The sequence below is a fragment of the Streptomyces sp. BK79 genome, assembly GCF_044142145.1.
In the GTDB taxonomy this organism is placed as follows: domain Bacteria; phylum Actinomycetota; class Actinomycetes; order Streptomycetales; family Streptomycetaceae; genus Streptomyces.
Genome location: NZ_JBHVOC010000004.1, coordinates 74,976 through 100,264 on the forward strand (window position 1 = coordinate 74,976; position 25,289 = coordinate 100,264).

The 25,289-nt window shown below is 73.2% G+C and carries 21 protein-coding genes; 17 read left to right on the forward strand and 4 right to left on the reverse strand.

Translation table 11 applies throughout. The annotated features are described in order from the left end of the window. Positions 1 to 4: 4 nt before the first annotated feature. From ACFIF2_RS05990 to holA, 4 genes are all read left to right on the forward strand, one after another. Positions 5 to 832 (forward strand): arylamine N-acetyltransferase, encoded by an 828-nt coding sequence (locus ACFIF2_RS05990; protein ID WP_395571437.1) that lies wholly within the window; start codon positions 5 to 7, stop codon positions 830 to 832. A 169-nt stretch (positions 833 to 1,001) separates the two neighbouring features. Further along, the gene (locus tag ACFIF2_RS05995; RefSeq protein ID WP_395571660.1) at positions 1,002 to 1,883 is read left to right on the forward strand and encodes a YceI family protein; all 882 of its coding nucleotides are present in this window, start codon (positions 1,002 to 1,004) and stop codon (positions 1,881 to 1,883) included. 42 nt (positions 1,884 to 1,925) lie between these two features. Then, positions 1,926 to 2,171 (forward strand): hypothetical protein, encoded by a 246-nt coding sequence (locus ACFIF2_RS06000; RefSeq protein ID WP_395571438.1) that lies wholly within the window; start codon positions 1,926 to 1,928, stop codon positions 2,169 to 2,171. A gap of 100 nt (positions 2,172 to 2,271) precedes the next feature. After that, positions 2,272 to 3,261, forward strand: coding sequence for a DNA polymerase III subunit delta (holA, locus tag ACFIF2_RS06005; protein WP_395571439.1), 990 nt, complete (start codon positions 2,272 to 2,274; stop codon positions 3,259 to 3,261). 259 nt (positions 3,262 to 3,520) lie between these two features. Here holA and rpsT read toward each other — a convergent pair whose 3' ends face one another. Next, positions 3,521 to 3,787: a 30S ribosomal protein S20 gene (gene rpsT, locus ACFIF2_RS06010; RefSeq protein ID WP_395571440.1), complete on the reverse strand. Its 267-nt coding sequence runs from the start codon at positions 3,785 to 3,787 to the stop codon at positions 3,521 to 3,523. A 296-nt stretch (positions 3,788 to 4,083) separates the two neighbouring features. On the opposite strand from rpsT, the gene lepA reads away from it, so the two are divergent. The 4 genes from lepA to hemW all read left to right on the forward strand — a co-directional run bounded on the left by lepA (position 4,084) and on the right by hemW (position 11,604). After that, positions 4,084 to 5,952, forward strand: a complete 1,869-nt coding sequence (gene lepA / locus ACFIF2_RS06015; RefSeq protein WP_395571441.1) for a translation elongation factor 4 — start codon at positions 4,084 to 4,086, stop codon at positions 5,950 to 5,952. A 306-nt stretch (positions 5,953 to 6,258) separates the two neighbouring features. Further along, on the forward strand, positions 6,259 to 8,136 hold the full coding sequence (locus ACFIF2_RS06020; protein WP_395571442.1) for an AMP-dependent synthetase/ligase: 1,878 nt from the start codon (positions 6,259 to 6,261) through the stop codon (positions 8,134 to 8,136). 189 nt (positions 8,137 to 8,325) lie between these two features. Continuing rightward, positions 8,326 to 10,344 carry a SpoIIE family protein phosphatase gene (locus ACFIF2_RS06025; RefSeq protein ID WP_395571443.1) on the forward strand — a complete coding sequence of 673 codons (2,019 nt, stop codon included), beginning with the start codon at positions 8,326 to 8,328 and terminating at the stop codon, positions 10,342 to 10,344. Between the two features lie 27 nt (positions 10,345 to 10,371). Beyond that, positions 10,372 to 11,604 (forward strand): radical SAM family heme chaperone HemW, encoded by a 1,233-nt coding sequence (hemW, locus tag ACFIF2_RS06030; protein ID WP_395571444.1) that lies wholly within the window; start codon positions 10,372 to 10,374, stop codon positions 11,602 to 11,604. Positions 11,605 to 11,700: 96 nt separating this feature from the next. Here hemW and ACFIF2_RS06035 read toward each other — a convergent pair whose 3' ends face one another. Together ACFIF2_RS06035 and ACFIF2_RS06040 are read right to left on the reverse strand one after the other, a co-directional pair. Then, positions 11,701 to 12,501 (reverse strand): DUF3097 domain-containing protein, encoded by an 801-nt coding sequence (locus ACFIF2_RS06035; RefSeq protein ID WP_395571445.1) that lies wholly within the window; start codon positions 12,499 to 12,501, stop codon positions 11,701 to 11,703. A gap of 34 nt (positions 12,502 to 12,535) precedes the next feature. Further along, complete coding sequence (locus ACFIF2_RS06040) at positions 12,536 to 13,270, reverse strand: MBL fold metallo-hydrolase (RefSeq protein WP_395571446.1); 735 nt, start codon at positions 13,268 to 13,270, stop codon at positions 12,536 to 12,538. Positions 13,271 to 13,435: 165 nt separating this feature from the next. Between ACFIF2_RS06040 and hrcA the strand changes: the two genes are divergently transcribed. The 9 genes from hrcA (at position 13,436) to ACFIF2_RS06085 (ending at position 23,918) form a co-directional block, all read left to right on the forward strand. Continuing rightward, entirely contained in the window at positions 13,436 to 14,452 is a 1,017-nt protein-coding gene (hrcA, locus tag ACFIF2_RS06045; protein WP_395571447.1) for a heat-inducible transcriptional repressor HrcA, read from the forward strand. Beyond that, positions 14,453 to 15,589: a molecular chaperone DnaJ gene (dnaJ, locus tag ACFIF2_RS06050; protein ID WP_395571448.1), complete on the forward strand. Its 1,137-nt coding sequence runs from the start codon at positions 14,453 to 14,455 to the stop codon at positions 15,587 to 15,589. Between the two features lie 199 nt (positions 15,590 to 15,788). Next, entirely contained in the window at positions 15,789 to 16,874 is a 1,086-nt protein-coding gene (locus tag ACFIF2_RS06055; RefSeq protein ID WP_395571449.1) for a nitronate monooxygenase, read from the forward strand. Further along, positions 16,871 to 17,620, forward strand: coding sequence for a 16S rRNA (uracil(1498)-N(3))-methyltransferase (locus ACFIF2_RS06060; RefSeq protein ID WP_395571450.1), 750 nt, complete (start codon positions 16,871 to 16,873; stop codon positions 17,618 to 17,620). Before ACFIF2_RS06055 ends, ACFIF2_RS06060 begins: the two co-directional genes overlap by 4 nt. Before the next feature lie 126 nt (positions 17,621 to 17,746). Beyond that, positions 17,747 to 18,268, forward strand: coding sequence for a hypothetical protein (locus tag ACFIF2_RS06065; RefSeq protein ID WP_395571451.1), 522 nt, complete (start codon positions 17,747 to 17,749; stop codon positions 18,266 to 18,268). 126 nt (positions 18,269 to 18,394) lie between these two features. After that, a complete protein-coding gene (locus ACFIF2_RS06070; RefSeq protein WP_395571661.1) occupies positions 18,395 to 21,538 on the forward strand; it encodes a S41 family peptidase in 3,144 nt (1,047 codons plus the stop codon). A gap of 77 nt (positions 21,539 to 21,615) precedes the next feature. Next, positions 21,616 to 21,969: a histidine triad nucleotide-binding protein gene (locus tag ACFIF2_RS06075; RefSeq protein ID WP_395571452.1), complete on the forward strand. Its 354-nt coding sequence runs from the start codon at positions 21,616 to 21,618 to the stop codon at positions 21,967 to 21,969. Between the two features lie 24 nt (positions 21,970 to 21,993). After that, positions 21,994 to 22,899 carry a ribonuclease Z gene (locus ACFIF2_RS06080; protein WP_395571453.1) on the forward strand — a complete coding sequence of 302 codons (906 nt, stop codon included), beginning with the start codon at positions 21,994 to 21,996 and terminating at the stop codon, positions 22,897 to 22,899. A gap of 20 nt (positions 22,900 to 22,919) precedes the next feature. Then, complete coding sequence (locus ACFIF2_RS06085; RefSeq protein WP_395571454.1) at positions 22,920 to 23,918, forward strand: adenosine deaminase; 999 nt, start codon at positions 22,920 to 22,922, stop codon at positions 23,916 to 23,918. A 3-nt stretch (positions 23,919 to 23,921) separates the two neighbouring features. Here the strand turns inward: ACFIF2_RS06085 and ACFIF2_RS06090 are convergent, their stop codons facing one another. Continuing rightward, positions 23,922 to 25,271, reverse strand: a complete 1,350-nt coding sequence (locus ACFIF2_RS06090) for an MFS transporter (protein ID WP_395571455.1) — start codon at positions 25,269 to 25,271, stop codon at positions 23,922 to 23,924. Positions 25,272 to 25,289 lie beyond the last annotated feature (18 nt).

The following is a 25,289-nucleotide window of genomic DNA, read 5'->3' on the forward strand; positions in this document are numbered from 1 at the left end:
GGGGATGGATGCAACACAGGCCGATGCCTACCTCCGCCGCCTGGGGGCCGAGTACCCGGCGTGGCCCACCGTCGACGCCCTGCGCGAGCTGCACCTGCGTCATCTGCGGCGGGTGCCGTTCGAGAACCTGTCCGTCCATCTGGGAGAGGAGATCGTGCTGGAGGAGAAGCGGCTGCTGGACAAGGTGGTGGGCGCGCGGCGGGGCGGGTTCTGCTACGAACTCAACGGGCTGTTCGGCGCGTTGCTCGCGGCCCTCGGGTACGAGGTCACGCTGCTCGCGGCGCGGGTGTACGGGGACGGCGGCCGGCTCGGCATCCCCTACGACCATCTGGCGCTGCTCGTGCGGACGGTGGACGGGGGCGACTGGCTGGCCGACGTCGGGTTCGGGGCGCACAGCCACGGTCCGCTGGCGTTCGCGGAGCGGGGCGAACAGGAGGATCCCGGGGGCACGTTCCGGGTCGCCGAGGCGGGTCCGGACGCGGCGGGGGTGCGCGGCGACCACGACTCGGTGCGGACGGCCGACCTGGACGTGCTGCACGACGGGAAGCCGGTGTACCGGTTGGAGCCGCGGCCGAGGGTGCTCGGCGACTTCGTGTCCGGCGCGTGGTGGCACAGCACCTCACCCGAGTCGCACTTCGTCCGGTCGCCGGTGTGTTCGCGGGTCACGGAGGACGGGGGCAGGATCACGCTCAGCGGCCGCAGACTCACGTCCACGACGGCCGACGGCCGGCGGGAGGAGCGGGTGCCGGGCACGGACGAGGAGGTGCTGGCGGCCTACCGGGAGCACTTCGGCATCGTCCTGGACCGGGTGCCCGCTGTGCGCCACCGGTAGGAATTCCGCCCGGAGCATGCCATTCGGGGCACTCGGGGCCACTCGTGCGTACTCCCAGCACATGTGCTGGTTTCCCGTGATGTGGTCCCGTGTTGCCTCGAAAGCCCCAACAGTGATCGAATGTTCCTTCGTCAACTGGTTTTGTCACGTCGTGCAGAGGGTGTCGCAGATGATCGGCCGCTGGCTGGAGAGCCGAACGAAGCGGGTGCACCGGGCGGGGCCCCTGGCGGCGGTGCGGACCCCGCCGAACGCGGGCGTGCTGAGCTGCCGGGTCCTGGACCCCGTCAGCGAGCCGGTGAGCAACGCGGAGTTCTCCGTCAGCGACACCATGGGGCGCAAGGTGGTCGGCGGCGGCACCGACCCCTTCGGCTCGTTCGTGGCGACGGTGCCGACGGGGGAGTACCGGCTCGCGGTGTCCGCCGAGGGGTACACGCCGTACCGGGCGTCGGTGACGGTCACCGAGGACACGCTCGCCTCGCTCGGTGACGTGACCCTCCAGGTGGCCCAGCCCCCGGAGCTGCCCGCGCCGGGCGACTGGGAGATCGAGCCGACCCACTCCTCCATCGCGTTCACCGCCCGGCACATCGGGCTGGCCCGGATCCACGGCCGGTTCAACTCCTTCGCGGGCGCGGTGCGGATCGCCGACGAGATGGAGCACTCGGCGATGCACGTGGTCATCGACGCGGCGTCCATCGACACCAACGTGCGGATGCGCGACGACCACCTGCGCTCGGGGGACTTCCTGGACGTGCGGCGCTATCCGACGCTGGAGTTCTACAGCGACCGGTTCGCGCACCGGGGCGGCAACCGGTGGGCCGTGACGGGGGCGTTGTCCCTGCACGGCGTGACCCGCACCGTCACGCTGGACGCCGAGTACCTCGGCCTCGGCAACGGCATGGAGGGCGAGACCCGGGCGGCCTGCCGCGCCACCACCGAACTGCACCGCGACGACTTCACGGTGAGCTGGCAGACGATGCTGGCCCGCGGCATCGCCGTGGTCGGTCCCAGCATCCGCGTCGACCTCGACGTGCAGATCGTCCCCAAGGGCTGACCTGCTGCTCCGGCCCGCGCGCCGTGTCCGACAATGGCACCCGTGAGCGATGTGAGACACGTGCTGGTGCTGCCCGACCGCGACAGTGCCGAGGAGGCGGCCCAGGCCCTCGGTGAACGGTTCGGTCTCGACGAGGAACCCCAGCTGATCAGGGACGCCCTGGCCGGCGAGGACGACGCCGAGGACGCCCAGTGGCTCGTCGTCCTGCGCGATGAGCGGGAGCGGCTGGACCCGGGCGAGCTGGACGCGTTCGCGGGGGAGTGGGACGGCTGGCGCGAGGAGCCCTGAGGCCGCCCCGGGGCTCGGGGGCGCTCCGGAACACGGGGCCGCTCCGGCCTTCCCGCCCGGGCGGGGCCCGTTGTCGGTGGTGCGTGCGATGCTTGTCGCGATGGCCAGGAAGACTGCGAACGACGACCCTCTCGCCCCGGTGACCCTCGCCGTGGGCCAGGAGGACCTGCTGCTCGACCGCGCCGTGCAGGAGGTGGTGGCCGCCGCGAAGGCCGCCGACGCCGACACGGACGTACGCGACCTGACTCCGGACCAGTTGCAGCCCGGCACGCTCGCCGAGCTCACCAGCCCCTCGCTCTTCGCCGAGCGCAAGGTCGTGGTCGTACGCAACGCGCAGGACCTGTCCGCCGACACGGTCAAGGACGTCAAGGCCTACCTCGGCGCACCCGCCGAGGAGATCACGCTCGTCCTGCTGCACGCGGGCGGCGCGAAGGGCAAGGGCCTGCTGGACGCCGCCCGCAAGGCGGGGGCGCGCGAGGTGGCGTGCCCGAAGATGACCAAGCCCGCCGACCGGCTGGCCTTCGTGCGGACGGAGTTCCGCACGGCGGGGCGGTCGGCCACCCCCGAGGCGTGCCAGGCGCTGGTCGACGCCATCGGCAGCGACCTGCGGGAGCTGGCCTCGGCGGTGTCCCAGCTCACCGCCGACGTCGAGGGGACGATCGACGAGGCGGTCGTGGGGCGGTACTACACCGGGCGGGCCGAGGCCTCCAGCTTCACGGTCGCCGACCGGGCGGTCGAGGGGCGCGCCGCGGAGGCGCTGGAGGCGCTGCGCTGGTCCCTGGCGACCGGAGTGGCGCCGGTGCTGATCACCAGCGCGCTCGCCCAGGGCGTGCGGGCGATCGGCAAGCTGTCCTCCGCCCGCGGCGGACGCCCCGCCGACCTCGCCCGTGAGCTGGGGATGCCGCCGTGGAAGATCGACCGCGTGCGGCAGCAGATGCGCGGCTGGACGCCGGACGGTGTCTCCGTGGCCCTGCGCGCGGTGGCCGAGGCGGACGCGGGGGTGAAGGGCGGCTCGGACGACCCCGAGTACGTCCTGGAGAAGGCCGTGGTGACCATCGCCCGGGCGGCACGCTCCCGGGGACGGTCGTAGCCCTCCCCCCTCCCCCCTCCTTCAGGTCCGGCAGGACCGTCCCGCCCCCGCCAGGCCCGCCCCGCCCCGCCCCCCAGGGCAGACCGAAGGCCCCGGCGTCCGTCCTGGGGAAGGACGGCCACCGGGGCCTTCGGATCAAGCTCGGGGATCCATGCCCGCGTGGCGAACGCAGGCCGCGCATGGATCCTGGGTGCCGGACGGGAGCGGATGAGAGAGGGCCCGCTCTGGGTCCTTCCGGCGATCAGACCAGATAAGAGGTTCAGCCCTTGAGGGCGACGACCTTCTGCGACAGCGCCGACTTCTTGTTGGCGGCCTGGTTCTTGTGGATGACGCCCTTGGAGACGGCCTTGTCGAGCTGGCGCGACGCGGCGCGCTGGTACTCGGTGGCCTTCTCGACGTCGCCCGCGGCAGCGGCCTCACGAGCCTTGCGGATCGCGGTCTTCAGAGAGGACTTGACGGCCTTGTTGCGCAGCCGGGCCTTCTCGTTGGTCTTGTTCCGCTTGATCTGGGACTTGATGTTCGCCACGAATGAGCCTTTGCAGGTTCAGGCACGAGGCCGCGAGGGTCCCGTGCCGATGATTTCTTGAAGGAGTGCCTCGCGCTGAGAGGGCAAGAGACACAGCCCCCCACACTACCAGTGGCAGGTGAGCCGCCCAAAACCCGGCCGCGGTGCGGGGCCGGCCGGGAGCGAACCCGCCCCGAACCCGCCTCCAGCCCCTCCCAAACCCATCCCAGCTCCCCACCCGTGGGACGATGGAAGCTACGTATCGATCCGACCCGAGACCGCAGACACTGCGGACGCCTCAAGAATCAGGACCCTGCGTGCCCGCGATCCCTAGCCATGTGCCCGAGCCGAGCCGTACCGACCCGGCTCTGATCCGCAACTTCTGCATCATCGCGCACATCGACCACGGCAAGTCCACGCTCGCCGACCGGATGCTCCAGCTCACCGGTGTGGTCGAGCAGCGGCAGATGCGCGCCCAGTACCTCGACCGCATGGACATCGAGCGCGAGCGCGGCATCACGATCAAGTCCCAGGCCGTGCGTCTGCCGTGGGCCCCCACCCACGACAAGAGCAGTACGCACATCCTCAACATGATCGACACCCCGGGGCACGTCGACTTCACGTACGAGGTCTCGCGGTCGCTGGCCGCGTGCGAGGGCACCATCCTCCTCGTGGACGCCGCCCAGGGCATCGAGGCGCAGACCCTCGCCAACCTGTACCTGGCGATGGAGAACGACCTCACGATCATCCCGGTGCTGAACAAGATCGACCTGCCGGCCGCGCAGCCGGAGAAGTTCGCCGAGGAGCTCGCCAACCTGGTCGGCTGCGAACCCGACGACGTCCTCAAGGTCTCCGCCAAGACCGGCCTCGGCGTCGACGTGCTGCTGGACAAGGTCGTCGCCGAGGTCCCGGCGCCGGTCGGCGTCAAGGACGCCCCCGCCCGCGCGATGATCTTCGACTCGGTCTACGACTCCTACCGCGGTGTCGTGACGTACGTCCGTGTCATCGACGGCCAGCTCGGCAAGCGCGAGCGCATCAGGATGATGTCGACCGGCGCCACCCACGAGCTGCTGGAGATCGGCACCAACTCGCCGGAGATGCTCGGCGCCGACGGGCTCGGCGTCGGCGAGGTGGGTTACCTGATCACCGGCGTGAAGGACGTCCGCCAGTCCAAGGTCGGCGACACCGTCACCAGTCAGCACAAGGGCGCCACGGAAGCGCTCGGCGGCTACAAGGACCCGAGGCCGATGGTCTTCTCCGGCCTGTATCCGCTGGACGGCTCCGACTACCCCGAGCTGCGCGAGGCGCTGGACAAGCTCCAGCTCAACGACGCCGCCCTGGTCTACGAGCCGGAGACCTCCGCCGCCCTCGGCTTCGGCTTCCGCGTCGGTTTCCTCGGCCTGCTCCACCTCGACGTGATCCGCGAGCGGCTGGAGCGCGAGTTCGGCCTCGACCTGATCGCCACCGCGCCCAACGTGGTCTACCGCGTGATCATGGAGGACGGCACCGAGCACACCGTCACCAACCCGAGCGAGTTCCCCGAGGGCAAGATCAACGAGGTGTACGAGCCGGTCGTGCGCGCCACGATCCTCGCGCCCACCGAGTTCATCGGCTCGATCATGGAGCTGTGCCAGACCCGGCGCGGCACGCTGCTCGGCATGGACTACCTCTCCGAGGACCGGGTCGAGATCCGCTACACCCTCCCGCTCGCCGAGATCGTCTTCGACTTCTTCGACCAGCTGAAGTCCAAGACGCGCGGTTACGCGTCCCTGGACTACGAGCCCACCGGTGAGCAGACCTCCAGCCTGGTCAAGGTCGACATCCTGCTGCACGGCGACAAGGTGGACGCCTTCTCGGCGATCACCCACAAGGACGCGGCCTACGCGTACGGCGTACGGCTCGTCGCCAAGCTGCGCGAGCTGATCCCGCGCCAGGCCTTCGAGGTGCCCATCCAGGCCGCCATCGGCTCCCGGGTGATCGCCCGCGAGACCATCCGCGCCATCCGCAAGGACGTCCTCGCCAAGTGCTACGGCGGTGACATCTCCCGTAAGCGGAAGCTGCTGGAGAAGCAGAAGGAAGGCAAGAAGCGGATGAAGATGGTGGGTTCCGTGGAGGTTCCGCAGGAGGCCTTCATCGCGGTCCTGTCCAGCGATGACAGCGCGGGGTCGGGCAAGGGCAAGAAGTAGCCGCGCCATCGCGCGCCGAGCCCGGCCGAGTCCGGCCGACTTCGGGCAAAGCGGTCACGAAAGGGCCCGTCGTGCGAAAGCGCGGCGGGTCCTTTCGCATGTCACGGGCGGGCATCTGTAGGAAGTGACAGGGTGCGGAGTCTTACGCCGAGGCCGGACGCCCTTTAATCTGATGCCTGCCCCGTAGTTACTCGTGAGTTAAACAAGTGATCGGGCACCTGTCCGAGCCACTGCCTGAACACGCCCGAGAGTGAAATCCAGCCGCACCTGAGCAAGCCGCGCCGTCGCGGGCCCACGGAGGATGTCGTGAGCGACACACAGACACTGATCGAGAACCGTCCGCCCTCCGTGGCGGGACTCTTCCTGGAGCGGGTGGCGGCCACGCCGGACGCCGAGGCCTACCGCTACCCGGTGCCGTCGGCCTCGGGCAGTGGCCCGGACGACTGGAAGTCGCTGACCTGGGCCCAGGCGGCCGAACGGGTGTACGCGATCGCCGCCGGCCTGATCGAGCTGGGCGTGCGGCCCGAGCAGCGCGTCGCGCTGGCCTCCGCGACGCGGCTGGAGTGGATCCTCGCCGACCTCGGCATCATGTGCGCGGGCGCGGCGACCACCACGGTCTACCCGCAGACCAACGCCGAGGAGTCGGCGTACATCCTCTCCGACTCCGAGAGCAGGGTGCTGATCGCGGAGGACGCCGCTCAGCTCGCCAAGGCGAAGGAGAAGCGGGCCGAGCTGCCCGACCTCACCCACGTCGTGGTGATCGACGCGACCGGCGCCGACACCACCGAGGACTGGGTCCTCACCCTCGAGGAGCTGGAGCGCCGGGGCGCGGCCCGCCTGGAGAAGGAGCCGGAGCTGGTCAAGGAGCGCGTCGGCGCGCTCACCAAGGACCAGCTGGCCACCCTCATCTACACCTCCGGCACGACCGGCCGGCCCAAGGGTGTGCGCCTCCCGCACGACAACTGGTCGTACATGGCGAAGGCGATCGCGGCGACCGGCCTGGTCGCCGGGGACGACGTGCAGTACCTGTGGCTGCCGCTCGCGCACGTCTTCGGCAAGGTGCTGACCTCCGGCCAGATCGAGGCCGGTCACGTCACCGCCGTCGACGGCCGCGTCGACAAGATCATCGAGAACCTGCCGGTCGTCCGGCCCACCTACATGGCGGCCGTGCCCCGCATCTTCGAGAAGGTCTACAACGGCGTCGCGGCCAAGGCCCGGGCGGGCGGCGGAGCCAAGTACAAGATCTTCCAGTGGGCCGCCGGCGTCGCCCGCGAGTACGCCAAGGTCACCCAGGACAACTTCAAGCGCACCGGCACCGCGAGCGCCCCCGCGGGCCTGCGCACCAAGCACGCCGTCGCCGACAAGCTGGTCTACGCCAAGATCCGCGAGGCGTTCGGCGGCAACCTGCGCGCCTGCGTGTCCGGGTCGGCCGCGCTCGCCCCGGAGATCGGCTACTTCTTCGCCGGCGCCGGCATCCACATCCTGGAGGGCTACGGCCTCACCGAGTCCTCCGCCGCGTCCTTCGTGAACCCCGGCGAGGCCTACCGCACCGGCACGGTCGGCAAGCCGCTGCCCGGCACCGAGGTGCGCATCGCCGACGACGGCGAGATCCTGCTGCGCGGCCCCGGCATCATGGAGGGCTACCACAAGCTGCCCGAGAAGACCGCCGAGGTGCTGGAGGCCGACGGCTGGTTCCACACCGGCGACATCGGCGAGCTGTCTCCCGACGGCTACCTGCGCATCACCGACCGCAAGAAGGACCTCATCAAGACCTCGGGCGGCAAGTACATCGCGCCCGCCGAGGTCGAGGGCCGGTTCAAGGCGGTCTGCCCCTACGTCTCCAACATCCTGGTGCACGGCGCCGACCGGAACTTCTGCACCGCGCTCATCGCCCTCGACGAGATCGCGATCACCGAGTGGGCCAAGGAGAACGGCCTGGCGGGCAAGCCCTACGCGGAGATCGTCGCGGCCCCCGTGACCGTCGAGATGGTCGACGGCTACGTGAAGGAGCTGAACGAGGACCTCCAGCGCTGGCAGACCATCAAGAAGTTCCGCCTGCTGCCCCGCGACCTCGACGTCGAGCACGGCGAGATCACCCCGAGCCTGAAGCTGAAGCGGCCGGTGGTGGAGCGGGAGTACAAGCACCTGATCGAGGAGATGTACGAGGGCTCGCGCGAGGCGTAGGAGCGACTTCGGGGGCGTCTTCGGGACGTTTCCGGGGGCGCCTTCGGGGCTGCCTTCGAACGCTTGCCTAGCACGGTTCTCACCCCTGGCGGGCCACTTCGGTAACTCGGCGCTTATGGGCGGGGTCGGTCTGTCACTCTGTCGGCATCGACTGCGAGGTGTTCGCACGTACTGCCCGGGGAGCCGTCCATGGGGGCCATTCCGACGCAACGGGAGACCGTCTCCCGCGCCAGTGGAGCGCCCGCGCATCCCACTGTGCCGTCCGCTGTGCCGTCCGCCCAGGAGTGCGCGCGGGCGCACGTGACCCTGCTCGGAAGCTCCCTGGCGCCGGGCGCCGCCCGCGCGATGGTGCGGGCGGCGCTGGCCGACTGGTCCGCGCTCGGCCTGCCCGGCACGGAACTGCTGACCGAACACCTCGCCGCCGACGCCCTGGTGGTCGTCAGCGAGCTGGTCACCAACGCCGTCGTGCACGCCGGCACCGACGTCGAGGTGGTGTGCCGCCTGGCGGAGACCGGCACCCTGGTGGTCGAGGCCACGGACCACCACCCCTCCCGCGCTCCGAGGTGCGGCGACCCGGAGACGCCGCACGAGACCCCCGAGTACGGGCGCGGCCTGCGGCTCGTCGCCACGCTCTCGGAGGCCTGGGGCATCACCTACCGCCCGGGTGCGAAGACGGTGTGGGCGTCCCTTCCGGCCGCGGGCGCGGAGCCGGCGGAGGCCGCCGGGACGCTCGCCGAGCAGACCGACGCGTACACCGGCGGCCGCGACGGCACGGTCCGTCCGCACGGTCCCGAGCACGAGGACGGCACGGCCCGCCCGTACGGCGGGGACGGCACGGCCCGTCCGTACGGCCCGGAGGCCCAGGACGGCACCGGGCGGCGCGGCGTGCGGGACCGGGAGTGGCTCGGGCGGGGCGCCCTGTCCTTCCTCGCCGAGGCGTCCGACCTCCTGGCCGGCCAGCTCGACGAGGACCTCGTCGCCTCCCTCACCGGTCAGCTGATCGTGCCGCGGCTCGCCGACTGGTGCGCGGTGTGGCTGGAGGACGAGTCGCTGGGCCGCGGCGCCTGGAGCGACGTGCCCGGCGCGGCCGTGGGAGCCCGGCTGGCCCGCGTCTGGCACGGCAGCGAGAGCCACATCGAGGAACTGCGCCGGGCCCTGGAGAAGGACCCGCCCCGCCCGCGCGACCCCTGGCGCTCCGGCCCCGTCGCCCACCCCTGGCCCGGCGAGGCGCTCGGCCCGAACGGCACCGAGGGCTCCGCGCTCGCCTACCGCCTGGTCGCCGGCGGCCGCCCCCTGGGCACCCTGGTCATCGGACGGACCGGCACCGCCGGCTTCCCGGAGGAGATCAGCGGCCTGGTCGAGGACCTCAGCCGCCGGGTCGCGCTCGCCATCGGAGCCGCCCGCCAGTACGCCCGGCAGGCCACCATCAGCGCCGTCCTCCAGCGCGGTCTGCTGCCGGGCGCCGTCGCCGAGATCCCCGGCGTGCGCAGCGCCCTCGTCTACGAACCGTGCGACAAGGGCGGCCCCAGCGGCGACTTCTACGACCTCTTCCCGGCCGGCGCCGGCCGCTGGTGCTTCGCGGTCGGAGACGTCCAGGGCAAGGGCCCCGAGGCGGCCGTCGTCATCGGCCTCGCCCGGCCCTGGCTGCGGCTGCTGGCCCGCGAGGGGTACGACGTGCCGGACGTCCTGGACCGCCTCAACCAGCTCCTCCTCGACGACGCCACCGAGGCCGCGGACGCCGCCGCCCGCGCCCTCGTCGCCGCGGGCCCTCCGGTTGCCCCGGGCGACGGACCGCAGACCCGCTTCCTGTCCCTGCTCTACGGCGAACTCGTCCCCTTCGACGGCGGCGTCCGCTGCACCCTGGCCTCCGCCGGACACCCGCTGCCCCTGCTCCTCGGCCCCGACGGCACCGTGCGCGCGGTCGCGGAGCCGCAGACCCTGCTCGGCGTGGTCGAGGACGCGACGTACACCAGCGAGACCTTCGAGCTGCGCTCCGGGGACACCCTGCTGTGCGTCACGGACGGGGTCACCGAGCGGCGCAGCGGCTCGCGCCAGTTCGACGACGGGGACGGGCTCGCCGCGGCCCTCGCCGGGTGCGCGGGGCTGGACGCCGGACTGGTCGCCGAGCGCATCAGGCGGCTGGTGCACGAGTTCGGGGCCCGGCCCCCGGAGGACGACCTGGCCCTGCTGGTGCTGCAAGCGGAGTAGGCGCGCCGGTACGGGACAATGGAACGCATGCCCTCCGCACTCCCCGACGGCGAACCCGTCCCCGCCGACGGCGCCCTCCCGGCGTCCGCGCTGGCCGGCGCCGCCGACCGCCCCCTCGGCTTCTACCTGCACGTCCCGTACTGCGCGACCCGCTGCGGATACTGCGACTTCAACACCTACACCGCGACCGAGCTGCGCGGCACCGGCGGCGTCCTCGCCTCCCGCGACAACTACGCCGAGACGCTGGTCGACGAGGTCCGCCTGGCCCGCAAGGTGCTCGGCGACGACCCCCGCGAGGTCCGCACGGTCTTCGTCGGCGGCGGTACGCCCACACTGCTGGCCGCCGGCGACCTCGTGCGGATGCTGCACGCGATCCGGGACGAGTTCGGCCTCGCCGCCGACGCGGAGATCACGACGGAGGCCAACCCCGAGTCGGTCGACCCGGCGTACCTCGCCACCCTCCGCGAGGGCGGCTTCAACCGGATCTCCTTCGGCATGCAGAGCGCGAGGCAGCACGTCCTGAGGATCCTCGACCGCACCCACACCCCGGGCCGCCCCGAGGCGTGCGTCGCCGAGGCCCGCGCGGCCGGCTTCGACCACGTCAACCTCGACCTGATCTACGGCACCCCCGGCGAGACCGACGACGACTGGCGGGCCTCGCTGGACGCGGCGCTCGGCGCCGGACCCGACCACGTCTCCGCGTACGCCCTGATCGTCGAGGAGGGCACCCAGCTGGCCCGCCGCATCCGGCGCGGCGAGGTCCCGATGACCGACGACGACGTCCACGCCGACCGGTACCTGATCGCCGAGGAGACCCTGTCGGCGGCGGGCTTCGACTGGTACGAGGTGTCGAACTGGGCGACCTCCGACGCGGGCCGCTGCCTGCACAACGAGCTGTACTGGCGGGGCGCCGACTGGTGGGGCGCGGGACCGGGCGCGCACTCCCACGTGGGCGGGGTGCGCTGGTGGAACGTGAAGCACCCCGGCGCGTACGCGGGCGCGCTGGCGGCGGGGAAGTCGCCCGGCGCGGGCCGCGAGGTGCTGGCGGGCGAGGACCGGCGGGTGGAGCGGATCCTGCTGGAGCTGCGGCTGCGGGAGGGCGTCCCGCTGTCGCTCCTGAAGGAGGCGGGGCTCGCGGCGTCGCGGCGGGCGCTGTCCGACGGGCTGCTGGAGGAGGGACCGTACGAGGCGGGGAGCGCGGTGCTGACGCTGCGCGGGCGGTTGCTGGCGGACGCGGTGGTGCGGGACCTGGTGGACTGAACGGCCTGGTGTCGCCCCCGCCGCGGGGGCTCCGCCCCTGGACCCCCCTCCTCGAACGCCGGACGGGCTGAATCGAGGAACGCCGGACGGGCTGGCTCAGGTCGTCACGAAATCGATCAGTTCCTCGACCCGTCCCAGCAGCTCCGGCTCCAGGTCCTTGTACGACCCCACCCGCGCCAGGATCGCCTGCCACACCGCCCCGGTGTTCTCGGACGGCCAGCCCAGCGCCCGGCACACGCCCGTCTTCCAGTCCTGGCCGCGCGGTACCCGGGGCCAGCCCTCGATGCCCAGGGAGGACGGCTTCACGGCCTCCCAGATGTCGATGTAGGGGTGGCCCACGACCAGCGCGTGTTCGCTGGTCACCGCCTCCGCGATCCGCCACTCCTTCGAACCCGGCACCAGGTGGTCCACCAGGACCCCCAGCCGCGCGTCCGGACCCGGCGCGAACTCGTCGACGATCGACGGCAGGTCGTCCACGCCCTCCAGGTACTCCACGACGACCCCCTCGATCCGCAGGTCGTCGCCCCACACCTTCTCGACCAGCTCGGCGTCGTGCCGCCCCTCGACGTAGATGCGCCCGGCGCGGGCCACGCGCGCGCGAGCCCCCGGGACCGCCACCGAACCGGACGCCGTGCGCGTGGGCCGTACCGGACCGGACGACGGCCGGACCAGCGTCACCACCCGTCCCTCCAGCAGGAACCCGCGCGGCTCCAGCGGGAACACCCGGTGCTTGCCGAAGCGGTCCTCCAGCGTCACCGTGCCCGCCTCGCAGCCGATCACCGCCCCGCAGAACCCGGTGCCGGGCTCCTCGACCACCAGGCCGGGGTCGGCCGGGACCTCCGGTACCGGCTGCGGTTTCTTCCACGGAGGGGTCAGGTCGGCGGAGTACTGGCGCATTCTGCCGACGATACGAGAAACGGGCGCGCCGTGATCAGCGCGACACGCCGAACCGGGCGGCCAGCGCGTCCCGTTGGGCCCGTACGAACGCCGCGTCCACCACCGCTCCGTGACCGGGCACGTACAGCGCGTCCTCGCCGCCGAGGTCCAGCAGCCGGTCCAGGGCGGCGGGCCAGTGCGACGGTACGGCGTCGGGGCCCGCCTGCGGTTCGCCGGACTCCTCGACCAGGTCGCCGCAGAAGACGACCTCCACCTCGCCCGGCACCAGCACCGCGAGGTCGTGGCCGGTGTGGCCCGGCCCCACGTTGGCGAGCAGCGCCTGCCGGCCGCCGCCCAGGTCGAGCGTCCACTCGCCGCACACCTCGTGCCGGACGGCGACGAGCGCGTCGGCCGCCTCCTCCGCCTGCCCCGCGTCGAGCCCCTCCGCCACCGCGTCCGCCCGCAGCGCCCCGCGCCCGTGTCCGCCCCGCGCGAACACCGCGTCCGTGCCCACCGCGCCGTACACCTCCACCCCCGCGAACGCCGCCGCGCCGAAGACGTGGTCGAAGTGCGGGTGCGTCAGGGCGAGATGCGTCACACGGTGGCCGGTGAGTTCCCGCGCCCACGTGCGCAGCCGAGCGCCCTCCGCCAGGCTCGACCCGGCGTCCACCATCAGCGCCGCGCCCGCGCCGACCACCAGCCCCGCCGTGCAGTCCCACCCCGGCAGCCGGCGGCGCCCCACCCCCGGGGCCAACCGCTCCCACTCCAGGTCTTCCCACATCACGCTCATGGCGGCGACGCTATCGAGGAGGGCGCCTTCGGGCACGGCGACGGTGACCGGCCTTGCCGAGGGCGTACCCCACGGCCGTACACTGGGCCGGGGAAGGCTGGCACTCGCGCGCCGTGAGTGCCAGAGAGGACACCGGGCGGACGACTTCTGGAGGTGCGCGCGCCGATGCTCAGTGAACGCAGGCTCCAGGTGCTGCGCGCCATCGTCCAGGACTACGTCGGCACCGAGGAGCCGGTCGGCTCCAAGGCCCTCACCGAGCGGCACAACCTCGGCGTCTCCCCGGCCACCGTGCGCAACGACATGGCGGCCCTGGAGGACGAGGGGTTCATCGCCCAGCCGCACACCAGCGCCGGGCGCATCCCGACCGACAAGGGCTACCGGCTCTTCGTCGACAAGCTGGCCGGCGTCAAGCCGATGACCGCGCCCGAGCGGCGTGCCATCCAGAACTTCCTGGAGGGCGCCGTCGACCTGGACGACGTGGTGGCCCGCACGGTGCGGCTGCTCGCGCAGCTCACCCGGCAGGTCGCCGTCGTGCAGTACCCGTCGCTGACCCGCTCGACCGTGCGGCACGTGGAGCTGCTGTCGCTGGCGCCCGCGCGGCTGATGCTGGTGCTGATCACGGACACCGGCCGGGTCGAGCAGCGGATGGTCGACTGTCCGGCGCCGTTCGGCGAGGCGTCCCTCGCGGACCTGCGGGCGCGGCTCAACAGCAGGGTCGCCGGGCGCCGGTTCTCGGACGTGCCGAGCCTGGTGGAGGACCTGGCCGACGCCTTCGAGGCCGAGGACCGCGGTACGGTCTCGACGGTGCTCTCCACTCTCCTGGAGACGCTGGTCGAGGAGAACGAGGAGCGGCTCATGATCGGCGGCACCGCCAATCTGACCCGCTTCGGGCACGACTTCCCCCTGGTGATCCGGCCCGTCCTCGAGGCGCTGGAGGAGCAGGTCGTGCTCCTCAAGCTGCTGGGCGAGGCGAAGGATCCGGGCGTGACCGTCCGTATCGGTCATGAGAACGCCCACGAGGGACTCAACTCCACGTCCGTCGTGTCGGTGGGCTACGGTTCGGGCGGCGAGGCGGTTGCCAAGCTCGGCGTGGTCGGACCGACCCGCATGGACTACCCGGGAACGATGGGAGCGGTACGCGCAGTGGCACGGTACGTCGGACAGATCCTGGCGGAGTCGTAGGTGGCCACGGACTACTACGCCGTACTCGGCGTGCGCCGCGACGCTTCCCAGGACGAGATCAAGAAGGCGTTCCGGAGGCTCGCCCGCGAGCTGCACCCGGACGTCAACCCCGATCCGAAGACCCAGGAGCGGTTCAAGGAGATCAACGCCGCCTACGAGGTGCTGTCGGACCCGCAGAAGAAGCAGGTCTACGACCTCGGCGGCGACCCCCTCTCGCAGGCCGCCGGCGGTGGCGCGGGCGGCTTCGGCGCGGGTGGCTTCGGGAACTTCTCGGACATCATGGACGCCTTCTTCGGTACGGCGTCGCAGCGCGGGCCGCGCTCGCGCACCCGCCGGGGCCAGGACGCGATGATCCGCATCGAGGTCGAGCTGGACGAGGCCGCGTTCGGGACGACCAAGGACATCCAGGTCGACACGGCCGTCGTCTGCAACACCTGCAACGGCGAGGGCGCGGCGCCCGGCACGTCGGCCCAGACGTGTGACATGTGCCGCGGCCGCGGTGAGGTCTCGCAGGTCACCCGGTCCTTCCTGGGCCAGGTCATGACCTCGCGGCCCTGCCCGCAGTGCCAGGGCTTCGGCACCGTGGTCCCGACCCCGTGCCCCGAGTGCGCGGGCGACGGCCGGGTCCGCTCCCGGCGCACGCTGACCGTGAAGATCCCGGCGGGCGTCGACAACGGCACGCGGATCCAGCTCGCGGGCGAGGGCGAGGTCGGCCCCGGCGGCGGCCCCGCCGGCGACCTGTACGTCGAGATCCACGAGCTGCCGCACTCGACCTTCCAGCGCCGCGGTGACGACCTGCACTGCACGGTCACCATCCCGATGACGGCGGCGGCCCTCGGCACGAAGGTGCCGCTGGAGACGCTCGACGGCATGGAGGAGGTCGACATCCGCCCGGGCACCCAGTCCGGCCAGTCGATCCCGCTGCACGGCCGGGGCGTCACCCACCTGCGCGGCGGCGGCCGGGGCGACCTCATCGTCCACGTCGAGGTCACCACCCCGACCAAGCTCGACGTCGAACAGGAGCGCCTCCTGCGCGAGCTGGCCAAACTCCGCGGCGAGGAGCGCCCGACCGGGCAGTTCCAGCCCGGCCAGCAGGGATTGTTCTCCCGGCTGAAGGACGCGTTCAACGGACGCTGACAGCTCCTCGCGCGACCTGTCGACGACCCGGGGACGACCTGTCGACGACCCGGGGACGACCTCGGAAAGCCCCTGACGGTGATCACCGTCAGGGGCTTTCCCGTGCCTCCGCCGGAGGCGTTTCGTGGTGGATGCTCCTGGCCTATGCCAACGGAAGCCCGGATTCGGACTTGTTCCGAGGACGTGACAACATGCGCTCATGTCCTCCGCACTGACCGATCTCTTCCCCTACCCGATCGTGCAGGCGCCCATGGCGGGCGGCATCTCCGTGCCCCGGCTCGCCGCCGCGGTCTGCGAGGCGGGCGGGCTGGGATTCCTGGCCGCCGGGTACAAGACCGCGGACGGGATGTACCAGGAGATCAAGGAACTGCGGGGACTGACGGGCCGCCCCTTCGGCGTCAACCTCTTCATGCCGCAGCCCGAGACACCCGACCCCGCCTCCGTCGGTGTCTACGCCCACCAGCTGGCCGGCGAGGCCGCCTGGTACGAGACGGAGCTGGGCGACCCCGACAGCGGCCGGGACGACGGCTACGAGACCAAACTCGCGGTGCTGCTGGACAACCCGGTGCCGGTGGTGTCGTTCCACTTCGGCGTCCCGAGCCGTGAGGTCGTCGACTCCCTGCACCGCGTCGGCACCTTCGCCCTGGTCACCGCGACCACCGCGGAGGAGGCCCGCGCCGTCGAGAGATCCGGCGCCGACGCGGTGATCGCGCAGGGCGCCGAGGCCGGCGGACACCAGGGCACCCACCGGGACCACCCGGAGACGGGCGCCGCCGGCACCGGACTGCTGTCGCTGGTCGCCCAGGTCCGGGAGGCGGTGAGCCTGCCCGTCATCGCCGCCGGCGGCATCATGCGCGGCGGCCAGATCGCCGCGGTCCTCGCGGCCGGCGCGAACGCGGCCCAGCTCGGCACCGCCTTCCTCGCCACCCCCGAGTCCGGCGCGCACGCCCTGCACAAGCAGGCGCTGACCAACCCCCTGTTCGTCCGCACCGAGCTGACCCGCGCCTTCTCCGGCCGCCCCGCCCGCGGCCTGGTCAACCGCTTCGTACGCGAGCACGGCCCCTACGCCCCCGCCGCCTACCCGGAGCTGCACCACCTGACCGCGCCGCTGCGCAAGGCGGCCGCGAGGGCGGGCGACGCGCAGGGCATGGCGCTCTGGGCGGGACAGGGCCACCGGATGGCCCGGGAGCTGCCCGCCGGACAGCTCGTGGAGGTGCTGGCGGCCGAACTCGCCGGCGCCGGGACAGCGTTGTCGGACTTCCTGACGGGAGGGACGGGCCGATGACGGCACCGGTGTTCGTGGTCGACTCCCTGGCGCCGGGAGCGCTGCCCGGGGGCGAGTACGTCCTCGACGGCCCCGAGGGACGGCACGCCGTCTCCGTGAAGCGGCTGCGGCCCGGTGAGGACGTCGTCCTCACCGACGGGCGCGGGCACTGGGCCGAGGGCGTGGTGAAGGCCGCCGAGGGCAAGGACCGCCTGGTCGTCACCGACCTGGAAAGCGTCCACGAGGAGCCCGAGGAGCGGCCCCGCATCACCGTCGTCCAGGCCCTGCCCAAGGGCGACCGCGGAGAGCTGGCCGTCGAGACGATGACCGAGGTCGGCGTCGACGCGATCGTGCCGTGGCAGGCGTCCCGGTGCGTCACCCAGTGGAAGGGCGACCGGGGCCTCAAGGCGCTCGGCAAGTGGCGGGCCACGGCCCGGGAGGCCGGGAAGCAGTCCCGCCGGGTCCGCTTCCCCGAGGTCGCGGACGCGGCGACGAGCAAGCGGGTTGCCTCACTTCTGGCCGACGCCGACTTCGCCGCCGTACTCCACGAGAGCGGCGACGAGCCCCTGGCCGCCGCCGAACTCCCCGCCGCCGGCGACATCGTGCTGGTCGTCGGCCCCGAAGGCGGCGTCTCGCCCGAGGAGTTGGCGCTCTTCGCCGAGGCCGGAGCCAGGCCCTACCGGCTGGGACGCAGTGTCCTGCGCACCTCCACCGCGGGCACCGCCGCGGCCGCCGTACTCCTGGCCCGTACCGGCCGCTGGTCCTGACGGGCGGCCGCCGGCACCGGGCGGCGGACCGCGCCGTCCGGCCCGCGCCGCCCGTCCCGCCGCGGTGGTGAGGAGTGGCCGTATGCGCCCTACCGCCGGCGCCGCGCCGGTGGCAGGCTGCCCTCCATGGGGGCGTTGAGGCGGATTCGACGAGTGGCTCCGGTGGCCGTCGGCGCGGTCGTGGCCGTCGGCGGCGTCGCCGCGTGCGAACCGGGGGGACTCGGTTCCGCGTCCGTGGCGTACACGACCGACCAGACCGTGACCCGCGAACTGGAGCGGCGGCAGGCGGAGGTGAGGTGGCTCACGTGCACCGCCTCCGTCGAGGGCGAGGGCGGGGACGGCACCGCCCCGGCGAGCGAGGACACCGTCGCCTCGGTCGACTGCGAGGGCCGCACCGACGACGGTAAGGAGATCACCGTCGAGGGCGAGGTGACCCGGGCCGTCAACGGCGCCTGCGTACGCGGTGACCTCACCGCGAAGGTGGACGGCAGGCAGTGGTTCCGCGTCGACGGGCTGGGGGACTGCGACGCGACGAGCGCGCCGCCCGCGAACCGGCCCTCCGAGCACCGGCCGGGTCCCACGGTGACCGTCACCCGCACCATCTGGTGCCCGGACGACCCGCACTGCCGGCCGGTCGAGGGCAAATAGCCCGGCGGCCCGGTGGCCGGCAAGTGATCCAAACCTCTGTCGGCCGGACCCGCCCCTGCATAGGCTGAGGGGGTGACACAGCCCGCAGCGCCTGCCTACCTCCGCTTTCCGCACCCGCACGGCGAGTTGGTCGCCTTCACCGCCGAGGACGACGTGTGGCTCGCCCCGCTCGACGGCGGCCGGGCCTGGCGGGTCAGCGCCGACAACGTGCCGGTCAACCACCCCCGCGTCTCGCCCGACGGCACCACCGTCGCCTGGACCTCCACCCGCGACGGCGCCCCCGAGGTGCACGTCGCGCCCGTCGACGGCGGCCCCGCCGAGCGCCTCACCCACTGGGGCAGTCTGAAGACCCAGGTGCGCGGCTGGACCCCCGACGGACGCGTCCTCGCCATCAGCTCCTACGGGCAGGCCAGCCTGCGCCGCACCTGGGCGCGCGCCGTCCCGCTCGACGGCGGACCCGCCGCCACCCTGCCGTACGGGCCCGTCGGCGACGTCGCCCGCGGGCCGCACACCGTGCTGCTGTCCGCGCCGATGGGCCGCGAGGCCGCCTGGTGGAAGCGCTACCGGGGCGGCACCGCGGGCAAGCTGTGGATCGACGCCGAGGACGACGGCGAGTTCGTCCGGCTCCACGAGGACCTCGACGGCAACATCGAGTACCCCTTCTGGGCCGGCGACCGGATCGCGTTCCTCTCCGACCACGAGGGCACCGGCGCGCTGTACTCCTCCCTCGCCGACGGCTCCGACCTGCGCCGGCACACCCCTCTCGAGGGCTTCTACGCCCGGCACGCCGCGACCGACGGCACCCGCGTCGTCTACTCCAGCGCCGGTGAGCTGTGGACGCTGGACGACCTGGACGGCGCCGAGCCGCGCCGCCTCGACATCCGCCTCGGCGGCCCGCGCGTCGACCTCCAGCCCCACCCTCTCCACGCCGCCCGCTGGTTCGGCTCCGCCTCCCCCGACCACACCGGACGCGGCAGCGCGGTCGCCGTGCGCGGCGCCGTGCACTGGGTCACCCACCGCTCGGGCCCGGCCCGCGCGCTCGCGGCGACGCCCGGCGTGCGCACCCGGCTGCCGCGCGCCTTCCGCGCCGACGGCGAGGAATGGGTGGTGTGGGTGACGGACGCCGAGGGCGACGACGCCCTGGAGTTCGCGCCCGCCACCGGCCTCGCGCCCGGCGCCACCGCGCGCCGCATCGCCGCCGGACAGCTCGGCCGGGTCCTGAACCTCGCCATGGCACCCGACGGCAGCCGCGCCGCCGTCGCCTCGCACGACGGACGCGTCCTGCTCGTCGAACGGGAGAGCGGCGAGGTCCGCGAGGTCGACCGGAGCGAGGACGGCGACGCCACCGGGCTGGTCTTCTCGCCCGACTCCTCCTGGCTCGCCTGGTCCCACCCCGGCCCCGACCCGCTGCGCCAGCTCAAACTCGCCAACACCACCGACCTGTCGGTGACCGAGGCGACCCCGCTGCGCTTCAAGGACTACTCCCCGGCGTTCACGCTGGACGGCAAGCACCTCGCCTTCCTCTCCACCCGCTCCTTCGACCCGGTCTACGACGAGCACGTCTTCGACCTGGCCTTCGTCGAGGGCGCCCGCCCGTACCTGATCACGCTCGCCGCGACCACCCCCTCGCCCTTCGGCCCGCAGCGCCACGGCCGCCCCTTCGAGACCCCGGACCGGGACGAGACCCCCGACAGCGAGGGCACCCCGACCACCCGGATCGACCTCGAAGGGCTCGCCGACCGCATCGTGCCCTTCCCGGTCGAGGCCGCCCGCTACTCCCGGCTGCGCGCCGCCAAGGACGGCGTCCTGTGGCTGCGCCACCCGGTCACCGGCGTCCTCGGCGCCTCCCGCGCCAACCCGGACGACCCCGACCCGCACACCGAGCTGGAGCGCTACGACCTCGCCCAGCGGCGCGTCGAGCACCTCGCCGGCGACGCCGACCACTTCGAGGTCAGCGGCGACGGCAAGCGGGTCCTGCTGTGGACCGACGGACGGCTCAAGGTCGTGCCCAGCGACCGGCGGGCCTCCGGCGACGAGGACAGCGACACCAACATCACCGTCGACCTGGGCCGCGTCCGCCAGAGAGTCGACCCGGCCGCCGAGTGGCGGCAGATGTACGACGAGACCGGCCGCATCATGCGGGACCACTTCTGGCGGCCCGACATGAACGGCGTCGACTGGGACGGCGTCCTGGACCGCTACCGGCCCGTCCTGGACCGCCTCGCCACCCACGACGACCTGGTCGACCTCCTGTGGGAGGTGCAGGGCGAACTGGGCACCTCGCACGCCTACGTCACCCCGCGCGGCGGCCACGGCTCCGGCGCCCGGCAGGGCCTGCTCGGCGCCGACCTCTCCCGGCACGAGGACGGCACCTGGCGGATCGACCGCGTGCTGCCCTCGGAGACCTCCGACCCCGACGCCCGCTCCCCGCTCGCCGCGCCCGGTGTCGCCGTACGCGCCGGGGACGCGATCGTCGCGGTCGCCGGGCAGCCCGTGGACCCGGTCACCGGACCCGGGCCGCTGCTGGTCGGCACGGCGGGCAAGCCGGTGGAGCTGACCGTCTCCCCGTCCGGCGGCGGCGAGCCGCGGCACGCCGTGGTCGTCCCCCTCGCCGACGAGGAGCCCCTGCGCTACCACGCCTGGGTCGCCGACCGCCGCGCCCACGTCCACGAGACCTCCGGCGGCCGGCTCGGCTACCTGCACGTGCCCGACATGCAGGCGCCCGGCTGGGCCCAGATCCACCGCGACCTGCGCGTCGAGGTGGCCCGGGAGGGCCTGGTCGTCGACGTCCGCGAGAACCGCGGCGGCCACACCTCCCAGCTCGTCGTGGAGAAGCTCGCCCGGCGCATCGTCGGCTGGGACCTGCCGCGCGGCATGCGGCCGGCCAGCTACCCGCTGGACGCGCCCCGCGGCCCGGTCGTCGCCGTCGCCAACGAGTTCTCCGGCTCCGACGGCGACATCGTCAACGCCGCGATCAGGGCGCTCGGCATCGGGCCGGTCGTCGGCACCCGCACCTGGGGCGGCGTCATCGGCATCGACAGCCGCTACCGGCTGGTCGACGGCACCCTCGTCACCCAGCCCAAGTACGCCTTCTGGCTGGAGGGTTACGGCTGGGGCGTGGAGAACCACGGCGTCGACCCCGACGTGGAGGTCCCGCAGCGCCCCCAGGACCACGCGGCGGGCCGCGACCCGCAACTCGACGAGGCGGTCAGGCTCGCGCTCGCGGCCCTGGAGGAGACCCCGGCCAAGACCCCGCCGACCCTGCCGTGACCCGAGCCGGGCGCGGCGGCCGTGCGAGGCCCGGCGGATACGATGCCGTAGAAGATCACCGGCGTGAGGAGAACCCCATGACAGGGGAACCACAGGACGACTGCCTGTTCTGCAAGATCGTCGCAGGCCAGATCCCCGCGACGATCGTCCGTGAGACGGACACGACCGTCGCGTTCCGGGACATCAACCCCCAGGCGCCCACCCACGTCCTGGTGATCCCCAAGGCCCACTACCGGGACGCCGCGGCCCTCGCCGCCGGCGCCCCGGAGCTGGCCGCGGACGTCCTGCGCGAGACCCAGGCGGTCGCCGAGCAGGAGAAGCTGGACAGCTACCGCACGATCTTCAACACCGGTAGCGGCGCGGGCCAGACCGTCTGGCACACCCACGCCCACGTCCTCGGCGGCCGCGGCCTCCAGTGGCCCCCCGGATGACCCGGACGACTCGGAACGCCCACGATGTCCGTACGTGAACTCGTCGTCCTCGGCACCGCCAGCCAGGTCCCGACCCGGCACCGCAACCACAACGGCTACCTGCTGCGCTGGGACGGCGAGGGCATCCTGTTCGACCCCGGCGAGGGCACGCAGCGCCAGATGCTGCGCGCCGGGGTAGCCGCCCACGACCTGAACCGGATCTGCGTCACGCACTTCCACGGCGACCACAGCCTGGGCCTGGCCGGCGTCATCCAGCGGATCAACCTCGACCAGGTCCCGCACGAGGTCACCGCCCACTACCCGCGCTCCGGTCAGCGCTTCTTCGACCGCCTGCGGTACGCCACCGCCTACCGCGAGACGGTCGCCCTCACCGAGGCGCCGGTCGGCACCGACGGGCCGCTGGCGGTCACCCCCGCCTACACGCTGGACGCCCGCAGGCTGTCCCACCCCGTCGAGTCGTACGGCTACCGCCTCATCGAGCCCGACGGCCGCCGCATGCTGCCCGAGCGCCTGGCCGCGCACGGCATCAAGGGCCCCGACGTCGGCCGCATCCAGCGGGAGGGCACGCTGAACGGCGTACCGCTGGACGAGGTCAGCGAGGTGCGCCGGGGCCAGCGGTTCGCGTTCGTCATGGACACCCGGCTGTGCGCGGGCGTGCACGCGCTCGCCGAGGACTGCGACCTGCTGGTCATCGAGTCCACCTTCCTCGACGAGGACGAGACCCTCGCCACCGACCACGGCCACCTCACCGCCGGCCAGGCCGCGCGGGTCGCCCGGGACGCCGGCGTACGGCACCTGGTCCTGACCCACTTCAGCCAGCGCTACCCGGACCCCGAGGAGTTCGAACGGCAGGCGAGGGCGGCCGGTTACGACGGTGAGCTGACCGTGGCCCGCGACCTCACGCGCGTCCCGGTTCCGAAACGTCGGTGAAACCGCCGTACCATGCTTTGATGCCCCTGCCCATAGCTGAACTGCACCTCCACATCGAAGGCACCCTGGAGCCGGAGCTGGCTTTCGAGCTGGCCGCCCGCAACGGTGTGTCCCTGCCGTACGCGGACACGGACGCCCTGCGCGAGGCGTACCGCTTCGAGGACCTCCAGTCCTTCCTGAACCTGTACTACGAGCTGATGGCCGTCCTGCGCACCGAACGGGACTTCGAGGACCTCGCGAACGCCTACCTGGCCCGCGCCGCCGCGCAGGGCGTGCGCCACGCGGAGATCTTCTTCGACCCGCAGGCCCACCTCGCCCGGGGCGTGGAGATGGGCACGGTGGTCGAGGGCCTGTGGCGGGCACTGGGCGCGAGCCGCGAGAACCACGGCGTCTCCACCCGGCTGATCCTGTGCTTCCTGCGCGACGAGTCCGCCGAGTCGGCCCTCGCGACCCTGGACGCCGCGAAGCCGTACCTGGACCGGATCACCGGCGTCGGCCTGGACTCCGCCGAGGTCGGGCACCCGCCGGTGAAGTTCCGCGAGGTGTACGAGGCCGCCGCCGCCCTCGGACTGCGCCGGGTCGCGCACGCGGGCGAGGAGGGGCCGCCGGCGTACGTCACCGAGGCCCTGGACGTCCTCGGCGTCGAGCGGATCGACCACGGCCTGCGTTCGATGGAGGACCCGGCGCTGGTCGAGCGGCTGGTGCGCGAGCGCGTCCCGCTGACCCTGTGCCCGCTCTCCAACGTCCGGCTGCGCACGGTCGACACCCTCGCCGACCACCCGCTGCCCGCGATGCTCGACGCCGGGCTGATGTGCACGGTCAACTCCGACGACCCCGCCTACTTCGGCGGGTACGCGGGCGACAACCTCGACGCCGTGCGCGGCGCCCTCGGCCTCACCGAGGAGCGGCTGCGGGAACTGGCCCGCAACTCCTTCCTCGCCTCCTTCCTGGAGGACGACGAGGAGTCGCGGGCCCGGTACCTCGCCGAGGTCGAGGCGTACGTGTTCCCGACGGCGTAGGACTCAGCCCGTCCCGGACCCCGGTGTGGCCGCCGCCGACCGGGGTCCCGCCGTGTCGTAGGCGCGCTGGACCGGGACGGCGCCGGCGTCCACGTCGATCTCCACGACCGGCTGCTCCGTGGCGCCGACCTCGGGCACGGCACCGCTGGGCGTGCCCGTCGCGGCGGCGACCAGCGCGGCCGGGGTGCCGCCGCGACGGCGGATCGCGCCGGCCAGCAGCGGGCGTCCGCCGGTGTGCAGGGCGACGGCGGTCATCGGCGCGGCGACCAGCAGCAGACCGCCGGCCAGCACCAGGCCCATTCCCGCGTAACCGGCCTGCGCCGACAGCACACTGCCGGTCAGCGGCCCGGCCGCGGTGCCCAGCGACGACGCGGAGCCGACGAGCACCGCCCACCGGCCGCGCGGGTCGAGCGAGGCGGCGAGACCGATCAGGTACGACAGCACCACCGGGTACAGCGTGTTCCAGGCGATCTCCCCGCCCGCGAAGGCCGTCGGGGTGGTCGCGGACGCGGTGAGGGCGATGCACACGGCGATGACCACGGTCCCCGCCCCGATGGGCACGGCCCGCCCCAGCCGAGGCCCGAGCGCCCCGGCCACCAGGACGCCGACCAGCCCCGCGCCCAGCGCGACGGCGAACACGGCCCCGAGGGTGGCGTCGCCCAGACCGGCCTGGGTCAGTCCGATCCGGCCGCTGACGCCCCACAGGGAGTTCTGCGCCATGGACCAGCACAGCACGGCGGCGGCGAGGACCAGGCCCGAACGGCGGTGGGGGAGCGGGGTGGTGACGTCCGTGCCGGGACCGGCCGGCGACACCGCCGTAGCGCCCGGCAGGCGGCCGGTCAGCGGCCACACCGCGAGCGCCGTCAGCGCGATCGCGGCCAGGGGCAGTCCGTGCGCCCGGCCGAGGTGAGGGACCGTCAGGTAGACCGCGCCGGCCAGCGCGGACACCGTCAGCAGGCCCACCGTGGAGGCCCGGTGGGGATCCCGCTCGGCGGCGATGCGGGTGGCGGCGACCGTGGTGGCCGTGCCGGACCCGAAACCGCCCAGCATCGCGCCGGCGACGACGGCGGGGACGGCGGTGGTGAGCGAGGCGGCGCCGTAGCCGAGGACGGCCAGGGCGAGGCCGAGGCGGGCCAGCGTCCGGGCGCCGATCCGCTGGACCCGGGAGGCCAGCAGGAAACCGGCGGTCGCCGAACTCAGCAGCAGCGCACTGCCGATGGCGCCGGCCTGCGTGCTGGTCAGCGGAAGGCCGGTGTCGAGTCTGCCGACGGTGGTGGGCAGCAGATACGGAGGCAGGTACCCGGCCGTGAAGAGGGCGACGAGGGGCCAGGGAGTGGTGCGGGGGGCGAACACGGGCGTTCCCAGGGCATG